The organism is Chitinophaga varians (assembly GCF_012641275.1).
GTDB lineage: Bacteria > Bacteroidota > Bacteroidia > Chitinophagales > Chitinophagaceae > Chitinophaga > Chitinophaga varians_A.
Genome location: NZ_JABAIA010000006.1, coordinates 17,094 through 27,114, shown reverse-complemented (window position 1 = coordinate 27,114; position 10,021 = coordinate 17,094). Strand labels below are relative to the sequence as shown.

Below are 10,021 nucleotides of genomic sequence, written 5' to 3'. Positions count from 1 at the left end.
TTCATGCTGCTTTAAAATAGATACAATCTGTGTTTCTGTGAATCTGGTCTTTTTCATGATACTAATTCAGTTTAAATTTAGCGATTTTTTCTAAGTTTAAACTGTCACCACAATAGGGGTACTTACAATATACTAAAAACCTCCTATCGGGGACAGGCGATGGCAAAAGACCTGCCGGATTATATCGGGCAGACGGTGAGAGTCGTAGGTAATTATGTCTGTGAGAAACGGCTGCTGACAAAACAAAAACAGCCCATGAGCTTTGGTACTTTTCATGATGCCAATTTCGACTTCCTCGATACGGTTCATTTCACTGATAGCCTGAGCCACTCTCCGCTGTTGGGTGCGGGCACCTACCTGATAGAGGCGAAGGTTAGCAGCGACTACGGGCATATTAGCCTGATCGTTGCGCGGATGGCAAAGCTACCGATACGGCCAGATCCAAGGATGACAGAATAGATGGTGAGGGGATACTACAGCATTCGAAAATTACAGGTAAAAAGCGTTGGATGCATTGATGCCAGTATATACGATACTGGCATCAATGCTTTATTTAAAAAGCCTTACAACGGTATTTTTCTCCAGGCCAGTAACATATAGCCGTCTGTGGTAGTGGCTTTCAGTTCCTTATTTACTTCTTTGTTGATCAGCGGCGCCAGCTTCAGCGTAATGCCCTCGCGGGATAATTCAGCTTCAAGGCCTGCTGCGAGCGTATCAGCCTTTGCTCCGGTGTAATTAACGTTGAACTTTATGAGCCCAATATCTGATATAAGAAGTTGATTTTTTGATTTCAGGGCATCGCGGCATGACTGATACGCTGCTGCGGAGCGGAGCGCATCAACAGCGTCCTGGGTAAGTGATAAATTATAGTAGGTCGCGGTGACGGTAACCTTTTGACTATTAACCTTATTATAGAGTAAGGATAATTTAGCTTTCAGTTTTTCAATCACAGACTGTTCTAATTTAAATGACTTTGCCAGATCTGTTATGTTAGCAGCTACCGCTACATCTACCTTAATGTTAAGCGTCGTGGTCTTGGTGTATTCCGCATTTCTGCCATTACCATATTTGCCTGTAAAGCCGATCTGTTCAAGTGATGGTGTATAGCAGGGGTATAGGTCTTCTGCGTCTTTTGCTCCCGCATTTACAGCATGGCCCAGAATGGACTGCGCAATTGTTTTGGGCGTGGAATTATCATCAACGGTTGGAGCAAACGGGCTTGCAGCAAATTTGTACAGGATGCCGCGTTGTCCGGTACCACAATCACAAATTTTGTTATTTTCATCACCACAGGCTTGTTTGGCGGTCAATTTTGCATCCGGGAAATCGTAGATAATTTTTTTTTGGCTTTTAGCTTCGATAGTGAAAATGATACAAAGGACAATAAGACAGAATAATTTTTGCATAATTTGGAGTTTTGGATTAAGATTTTGGAGCAGTTAATTTGAGACCCTTAAAATAAGGTTTTTTTGACAACCGTAAATTAAATATTTAACCCCCAGATTGGCTCCACTTCTCATCATCAGGACAGCAAAAATTGAATTCTTCAGATGGGCCATAGGATTGTATTGACAACTCACGGCAATTGAATATGAGCAATAAAAAGGGGCAGATACCAGACTGCCCTGTGGTATAGCTAAGACGAAAAATACCACAAGTTGGAATCTACTAAACAGGTAACGCTGATATGGAGATAACTACTGTAGGTGCCTGTTGACCTTGAAAACACCAAAAATGCACCCGGTTGTAGAGCTACCTTCAGAACCCTATAGCGAAAATAGGAGAAACAGAACAGTGATTGTATTAACAGCTGTTTATTTTTTTTTACAAAAAGTTCCGCCAGGGTGGCAGACAGGACCTGAATACGGATCAATGACGGAATTAACGTAAATTGCCGCCCAATATAAAACGCAATCATTAAAGATGCGTACCCCACCTAAACTAAAAAATACATATATCTGTATAGCTGACCGGCATGCTCCGGAGCTTACCGCCATGGTATCTTCCTATCTGGCAGAAGAGGGATATTATCTTCCGCTGTTTGAGATACAAGGGGTGACGGCTCCATATTCAAAACCGATCGCACAGCCACATGACAAGGACTCCTTTTCCCAGCTACGCGCTATAGAGACATGTCGGCTCATACAAAATGCCATTGTGCGGATGCAGGGCTGTGAAAACATCATATTGATAGGATTATCCGATGACCAGAAAAGCTACCTGCAGTTACCGGAGCAGTTAAATATAATCAGCGTCGATAATGCAGAAGATGTTCACGCCTACCTGTCTCCTTTTTTCGATCAAACCAAGCCTACCTTCAGTTGCCGCCCCGAGGAGGCACTGATCGGCCTTCAGCAGGCGGTACAGCAGGGTTACTGGTTAAAGATTGATCCGCAGGCAGCCCCGGTGGTCCCGGCACCGCCAGGGAAAAACGCAGATTGTGTAGTAATTGAAAATGACCAATCCGCGATGGCGGTACTGGCAGTTAACTATGCCGTGTCTGTAGGCGCAGACATTATCGTTGTTGGCCCGCTGGAAGATAAGGAAGACCGAGACATCCTTTACTACCTGGCAGACTGGAAGCCTAGACAACATCCGGACCCGACAGCGTATGATAAAATAGAAGAAAAGATAACCGACAGAATAGGGCAATTCGATTTTTCCGGCTATGAGTACACTACCTTTTTTACAGCTGGGCTGCCATACCATTTGCTGATAAGTGACCAGACCTGCTGTACATATGTTAACCTCCAGCATGGGCCGGATCATTTTACTTTTACCAACATCTTCTACGCTGAGGTACCGGGCACCGGAGCCGCAGTGCTGTTTTCGCCTCTTGAACTGAACGCTCCGCAGTTGCCTGCTGCCCAACGGGAAATCGACAGCGTGTCAAAGGAACTTACAGGATATGGATATCACCTGGTGCCGCTGCTGAGCAAGCAGGCTACACTCTACAATTTTTCACGCTATCTGCAGTATTACCCTTATGATCTGTTGCATATCTGCACCCATGGCGGTGAAATTGCAGGAAAACTGATAGAATCTGAGTTCATTGATAGCCAGGGGGGTTACCACATCTACACCTATGATCGGGTCTTATCCTTTGCCATCACCCCTTTCCGGCGTAATGGTGAACACTTGCTGGAGGTCCATCATATGGTATTTCCCCGATCTTACAACGGAGTGGCGGTAGGCAGTGCCGAGCTGGAGGCCAGGCAATATTCGGCGGATTTTTTCATCGAATCCCAAAACGCGGTGATCAACGGAACCACCCTAAAGGATACCTTTATCAGGGATGTAGAGGAGGTCACCGATTCCAGGTCCATTATGTGCAATGACTATCCATTTCATGCTATGATAAAAAGGCTGGCGGGAAGCATGAAGCCGGTAATTTTCAACAATACCTGCTGGTCTTGGGGTCCTGTATCCCACTCCTTCTTGGAAATGGGCGCCCGGGGCTATATCGGAACGCTCTGGCGGATAAAGGACTCGCCTGCCGCGGCAACAGCAGGGGCTTTTTATCAGCATGTAAAGACCATGTCGGTAGCCAAAGCGATTCAAAAGGCCGCCAGCCAGCACCAGCCGGACGATGACCTGAAAATATATGTTTTTTACGGCTTTCCTTTTACACGGCTACATCCGGGACAATCACCTGATATTTCCAAAAAGTTTGCGGCATGGTTTTTAAGGCGGCGCCGCGAGGGGTATTTAGGAGAGCGGCAGGCTGCCAGGAACAAGAGATTACAGGAGGAACTTGATTTTATTCTGGCCTGGTATGATGAAGTTACTGGCCTTACAAAGCAGTAACGGGACCAAAACTCCTTCGTATGAAAATGGATGGCACCTTACGGTTGCCATCCATTTGACATCAAAGCTGGCTTTAGCAGCCTTAAAAAGAAAAGCAAAGATCACAGGCAGTCAGCCACAACCTGGGTGGTGCTGACAGACTACCGATATTGCGGATAATATGATTATTAGTTCTCATAGCTGTCAACCTAATATGCTATGCCCTTACTAAAGCGGGATCCTGATATATCCAGCGTTACCAGGAAGGTGACAGCAGACATAAATGCTCCTGCAACAGATGCGCAGAATAGTTGATATTGCGGACAGTGACTGGGCTATTCATTACTGCAGGGATTTTAGCATTCATCATCACCAGTTTTTTCGCCCGCAAATGTAATCCCGTCAAATGGTTGACTGGCAAGTAGACGGAAATGTTACTATGGCAGTTGACGTTCTCAAACGCCGATAATTTTAACCAGCTATCCCAATAACGTTTATGCGTAATGAATAGCTGTAAACAAAAATATCCATTCTATTTTTGTAACCCGTTAATTACAGGTTAACGGTGAGCCTGCTCCCGCTGCTTTAACCGGACTGACCTTACCAGTGATTACCCCTAACCAATACCCTGAAAAAATGGCCGCGTCCATCCTGCAGGTGGCAGCGACAGGAGATCCGCATCCAGCAAATGTAATAGTGTTTGATACTGGTATTAATTCCTGACAGGAAAGGATGTGAATTCTACTTCTATATATAGAGACCTTTACAGGAAATGTTGGTGCTATGAATTTAGGAAAGGCGATCAAATATATCCATGACAAGGCTGGCATGAGATAAGCAGCGCTTGCGCGAATGATTGGGCTCTCATCCACTTCCATGTACCTGATTGAAGCAGGCTAACAGATTCTCGGGGAGGAGACCATGAAACGAATGGCAGAAGCTTTTTGCACGCAGCCATCTATCATCGTGCTGATAGCTGTCGTTCTGGATACGGAAGAAATGGAAACCAGGCACCAGTTGAAAAAGATTTATCCGGATTTTGACAAACGGGTACTTGCCTTGACAGACGAAATGCAGGCAGTTAAACGAAACAAGAACAGGTTAAAGAATAATCCGGGATTCAGATATTAAAAACAATGGTCCTCTTCTTCACATCTTAGCCTCTGCCCGCTGCCACCCCCACAGTTCGCTTAATAACCTAACACCGAACGAGGTCGTCGAAAGACATAAAAACGCCCCAAATCTTTAATTTACCGTGTCCAGGATTGGGGACAAGCTCATAGTTCATGTTCAGTATGCTAATATATTAACTAAACGGGTATTGACTTTCCGGGAACCCGTAAATTGCTGGCCTGTAATAGTCGTATATTCGGATACATTCAATTAACTATTTAAAACAGGTAATCTCATGAAAAAGTTTGAAGCAATCAAGCCAGGCCCTAAGCCCAAAACAGACGAAGGAAAAGATGATAAAAGAAGAAGAGTTCTTCCGGAAACCAAACCCAAACATCCGGATTTAAAGCCACACAAGCATAAACCTGGTGAGTCACGATGAATGGTCTTTTAAAACGCGATTGATTGGCTAATCCCCGTCCCGACTTCATAAAAAAGCACTTACAATAATATGTAAGTGCTTTTTTGTTTTCAGTACCCTCCGGATCAATAAGGCTCCTCATCATGGTGGTTAAAATGTATCTCTTTTACCTCCGCAAAAATCAAATCCTTAGATTCAAATCCGACTTATACCAAAAATTTTTGCTGAATAAAAGACACCTCTTTTTTGAAAAATTTCCATAGAAGAAATAACCAACGAAAATTCCAATTAGAAAATAAATCAATAGAATTCTAAATTTTTGTGCTTGCCGGCATATGCGGCAATTTCAATCGTAGAAAGGTTAAATGATCTTGTTAAAAACAAAGGGATTAGTAGAGAACAAAAACCAGATAAGTGAGATGCCTCTTCTATTTTAAGGCAGGTAGTCTGAGTTTGAGATTATTTTACCAGTAAAAGATAAGGTTCGCTCAACTGGCTGTAAATTGTCACCGGGAAAAACTGCGAAACCCGGCTTTAAAAACCAGTTATTTATTTTACTTTACATCTCCTCAAAATTTTTATGCCTCCATGATACCAGAATTTATTGAAATCCGCGGCGCCAGGGAGAACAACCTGAAAAACATCGACCTTCGCCTTCCCAAAAGAAAGATCATCATCTTTACGGGCGTATCGGGGTCTGGCAAGTCTTCGATCGTTTTTGACACTATCGCAACGGAAGCCCAGCGCCAGTTGTATGAGAATTTCAGCATGTTCATCCGTTCGCTGCTGCCTAAATTTCCACAGCCGGATGCGGACTCCATTGAAAAGCTGAGCATGGCTATCGTAGTAGACCAAAAACGGCTGGGCGGAGGATCTCATTCCACCATGGGTACCATCACGGATATATCACCGGTGCTGCGGGTACTTTTTTCCCGTATCGGGAAACCCTACGTTGGTTATGCCAATGCTTTTTCCTTCAATGATTCCCAGGGCATGTGCCCGCAATGCGGCGGCCGGGGACGCAAGCTGGGCTTCGACGCATCCAAATTCATAGACCGTAGCAAATCACTTAAAGAAGGCGCCATACAGGCGCCCGGACTGGCTACCTGGGAGAAAGACATGTATGCGCACAGCGGCTTTTTCGATGTAGATAAAAAGCTGGCAGATTATTCGGAAGAAGAAATGGAGTTGCTGCTCTACAGCCAGCCCAGGAAGTTTAAACTTCGGCTCGGCGAGGGGAATATGAACGCCACTTATATGGGTGTGATAGAAAAATTCGAACGGGCCTATATCCGCCGTGACATCAAAACACTTTCTGACAGAACGCAGAAAATGATCCGCCCATATCTGCAGGAAGGCCCATGCCCCGCCTGTAAAGGCGCCCGCCTCAATGAGACCGCGCTGTCCTGCAGGATCAAAGGACACAATATCGCCGAATTATCGGCCATGGAAACAGGTGAACTGATTACCTTTTTAAAGGATATTGACGACGCTGTGGCAGCACCGATGGTCCGTACGCTGACAGAACGGCTACAACACCTGGTAGACATGGGGCTTGAATATCTTACGTTGAACAGGGAAACAGATACGCTCTCCGGTGGCGAATCACAAAGGGTGAAGATGGTAAAACATCTCAGCAGCAGCCTCACAGACGTGCTGTACATCTTTGATGAGCCCAGCGTGGGACTGCATCCGAGAGATGTGTACCGGTTGAACGTATTGCTTCAAAAACTCCGCGATAAAGGTAATACAGTGATTGTAGTGGAACACGATCCCGATGTGATCCGTATTGCCGATCACATTGTGGACGTAGGCCCCCATGCAGGTACGCGGGGCGGACAGATCATGTACGAAGGTGAACTGGAAGGTTTATTGCATTCAGATACGCTGACAGGAAAATACCTGAAACACAGCCTGCCGCTGAAGACTACCTGCCGGTCGCCAAGAGGCCAGCTTCCTGTTCTCAATGCCAACGCCAATAATCTTCACAACGTCAGTGTCAATATCCCCGAAGGCGTATTGACGGTGGTAACCGGCGTCGCCGGTTCAGGCAAAAGCTCCCTTATTCATCACGCTTTTCTACATGCCTATCCGCAGGCGGTGGTAATTGACCAATCGGCTGTAGGTACGTCTTCGAGGTCTAATCCAGCGACCTACACCGGCAGCATGGATTTGATCCGGAAAGCGTTTGCCACGGCCAACCAGGTCGACGCCTCCCTCTTCTCCTTCAATTCCAAAGGAGCCTGTGAAAACTGCCAGGGCAGCGGTGTGATCTATACTGATCTTGCTTTCCTGGAAGGTGTGAAAACACCCTGCGAAGTCTGTGAAGGCAAACGTTATAAAGAAGAAGTGCTGAATTACCAGCTCAATGGCAAATCTATCTCGGATGTACTTGCAATGACTGTCCGCGAAGCGCGCGACTTCTTTACTGCCAAAGACATCTGCCGCAAGCTGGACAGTATGATCGAAGTAGGACTGGAATACCTGACGCTCGGCCAGCCGTTAAGTACGCTCTCCGGCGGAGAATGTCAGCGGATCAAACTGGCCAGTGAACTACATAAAAAAGGCAGTATATACGTGATGGATGAACCAACTACCGGCCTGCATCTTTCTGATGTAGGAAGACTGGTCCAGCTAATCGACGGATTGGTGGAAAAAGGTAATACCGTAGTAGTGATTGAACACAACCTCGATGTGATCAAACAGGCCGACTGGATCATCGATATGGGACCGAAAGGTGGACACAAAGGCGGAAAGATCATCTTCGAAGGAACACCGGAAGCGCTGACAGCACGGACAGATTCCTACACCGGCATTCATTTGCGCGGATCGATATTGTCCTGAAAACAAACGGGTGTCTCAAACATACTTTTGAGACACCCACATTTTGATTCCGTTTAATATTCGTCTGTAACGAGTGCCGGTGCTCCCATCACCCGCATAAACAGCTCTTCGTCCAGCAGGTCTTTGATGGAGCGGATAATGAAATCCGGAGAGTAGCCAAAATGTGCCAGGTCTTCCTCCCGGGTCACACCTGTTAATGTTAGCACGGTAGTGAAACCCATGGAACCTGCCCCCAGTATGTCTGTCCCCATAGTATCACCTATCATGACGGTTTCATCTGTCGTGAGCTGCAGCGCTTTTCTCGCCATACGCATCATCACCGGACTTGGTTTTCCTACGCTGAAAGCTTTGATGCCCGTGGCAAATTCAAGCATAGCCACCAACGCGCCACAGCCTACCCGGTATTTCCCCCCTCCCATCGGGCAATTGGGGTCCAGGTTGGTGGCAATGAGCTTGGAGCCCTTCATGATCATATTTATAGCCTTATCTACTGACTCCAGCATGATCGTTCTGCCTTCGCCAATGATCACGTAATCCGGCTGGTCGTCTACAATAGAATAACCCGCATTATGCAGTTCCGTCAGCAAGCCACCCTCACCAATCACATAGGCGGTACCGTTTTCTTTCCTGGAAGCCAGGTATCTGGCTGTGGCCATGGCACAGGTGAAAATATCCGTATCATTTACCTTAAAGCCCATTTTATTCAGCTTGTAGCAAACATCCCTGCTGGTTCTCTGGCTGTTGTTGGTGAGGAAGAGGAAGGGCAGCCCTTTGTCCCGGAGTCCATTAATAAACTCCACAGCCCCGGGAATAGGTTCACTGCCTTTATAGATTACGCCATCCATGTCGATTAAAAATCCCTTTTTTTTCATAGCAATCAGATCTTTGGTTAGTTATATTCGATAATTAAATAAGCGAACGCTATCAGAAAAAACATGGGAATAAATAAAGGCGGGCGGGAATATATAAAGGCAGAAAGACAGGTACCCTGTTATAGAAAAGGTATCTGCCTTAAAATTAGTTATTAATTCCGGATTGTTGTATTATTTTTTAAAAAATGCTACCGAACAGGATTTATCATCAACAAATCAACAGCAACCTTTTCTGCCCGGATTTTTCTCTTGGCGCCCGGTGAAGACAGGGAGGGACCTGGCTTTCAGGATGATCAACCGCCAGCCGCCACAGGTTGCCGACGCCTAAGCTGATTGGACGTGCATCAGGCGACGCCTGGTAATGCAGATCAAAGAAATGTTCGCTTAAAAATGAGTCAAAACCTTCCGCCGGCCCATGATACAGCTTTTCGAGCTCAGCACGTATGGCAGGAATAAGTATCTTCTGTTGACCTTGTGCATTGGGCAGTATGTCACTGGCATCACCATAGTAGGTGCATAAAAAGGTGTCCGTTGGTATGGGAGAACGATCTACGTGAAATGAATAAACATCGGTTGGAAAAAACGGGAAGGTATCATCCTGATCATAATGATCGATCACATTAAGGACCGGTGAGGCGCCATGATCTTTCAATGCCTGCAGGTCGTTTAGCAGCACTTCGCGGGCAAGTTCCCCTTGTTCACTCAGCTGAAGCGCACGAAGCTCCGCCGGGTCAACTTTCGTTATATTGCCGGTTAGTGCTATCTTGTTAACGATCTCGGAAAAATCACCCGCAAGTGTACGGGCCCAGCAAATCGCATTGACCTCCCCTTTAAATGGCGTAGTAACAAGGTCCTGAAAATTCGTGACACGGCGAATGTGTCGCTCTCCATCAGATAAATCCATCATAACCGCTAAACTAAGTATAAAATCATTGGGCTACCATTTCTTCCCAAAAATAGTTTTCTGCTGTCACCACCAAAAGTC

The 10,021-nt window shown here is 46.0% G+C and carries 7 protein-coding genes; 4 read left to right on the top strand and 3 right to left on the bottom strand.

Features of this window, described 5'->3' with window-relative positions; genetic code table 11:
• Positions 1–159: 159 nt before the first annotated feature.
• On the top strand, positions 160–459 hold the full coding sequence (locus HGH92_RS33325; RefSeq protein ID WP_168875192.1) for a hypothetical protein: 300 nt from the start codon (positions 160–162) through the stop codon (positions 457–459).
• Between the two features lie 104 nt (positions 460–563).
• Here HGH92_RS33325 and HGH92_RS33320 read toward each other — a convergent pair whose 3' ends face one another.
• Entirely contained in the window at positions 564–1,406 is an 843-nt protein-coding gene (locus HGH92_RS33320; RefSeq protein ID WP_168875191.1) for a hypothetical protein, read from the bottom strand.
• Positions 1,407–1,923: 517 nt separating this feature from the next.
• Between HGH92_RS33320 and HGH92_RS33315 the strand changes: the two genes are divergently transcribed.
• The 3 genes from HGH92_RS33315 to HGH92_RS33305 all read left to right on the top strand — a co-directional run bounded on the left by HGH92_RS33315 (position 1,924) and on the right by HGH92_RS33305 (position 8,164).
• Positions 1,924–3,807: a CHAT domain-containing protein gene (locus tag HGH92_RS33315; RefSeq protein ID WP_168875190.1), complete on the top strand. Its 1,884-nt coding sequence runs from the start codon at positions 1,924–1,926 to the stop codon at positions 3,805–3,807.
• Positions 3,808–5,194: 1,387 nt separating this feature from the next.
• Positions 5,195–5,341 carry a hypothetical protein gene (locus tag HGH92_RS33310; protein ID WP_168875189.1) on the top strand — a complete coding sequence of 49 codons (147 nt, stop codon included), beginning with the start codon at positions 5,195–5,197 and terminating at the stop codon, positions 5,339–5,341.
• Between the two features lie 567 nt (positions 5,342–5,908).
• Complete coding sequence (locus HGH92_RS33305; protein WP_168875188.1) at positions 5,909–8,164, top strand: ATP-binding cassette domain-containing protein; 2,256 nt, start codon at positions 5,909–5,911, stop codon at positions 8,162–8,164.
• Between the two features lie 53 nt (positions 8,165–8,217).
• On the opposite strand, the gene HGH92_RS33300 is transcribed toward HGH92_RS33305, so the two are convergent.
• Positions 8,218–9,036 carry an HAD-IIA family hydrolase gene (locus tag HGH92_RS33300; protein ID WP_168875187.1) on the bottom strand — a complete coding sequence of 273 codons (819 nt, stop codon included), beginning with the start codon at positions 9,034–9,036 and terminating at the stop codon, positions 8,218–8,220.
• A gap of 208 nt (positions 9,037–9,244) precedes the next feature.
• Positions 9,245–9,943, bottom strand: coding sequence for a hypothetical protein (locus HGH92_RS33295; RefSeq protein ID WP_168875186.1), 699 nt, complete (start codon positions 9,941–9,943; stop codon positions 9,245–9,247).
• Between the last annotated feature and the right edge of the window lie 78 nt (positions 9,944–10,021).